The 253-nt window shown below is 30.8% G+C and carries 1 protein-coding gene; it reads left to right on the forward strand.

Going from position 1 to position 253, the window contains the following annotated elements:
• A partial coding sequence (locus ACY2RX_RS14740; protein ID WP_490104734.1) for a hypothetical protein occupies positions 1 to 253 on the forward strand: 253 nt, incomplete at both ends.

Genomic DNA, 253 nt, shown 5'->3' on the forward strand with positions numbered 1-253 from the left:
TGTGGAAAGCAAGAAACTGAAAAAAGGAATTATGGATTTCTAAAAGACGAAAATGGAAGTTTAAATGTATCTCTTGAATTATCAGAATTTAAGAATTATGGAATACTCGTTGACCGAATTCGTGAAATAACCTGCAATGATAGTATTCCAAATATAGTCATTAAAGATAATAATCTAATTCGGAACATCTATCCTATTGAACATTGCGAACCGATGATTTTTGACCCAGATGGAAAACACTATGTTTCTTTTG

Source organism: Polaribacter sp. 2405UD43-2, assembly GCF_058147125.1.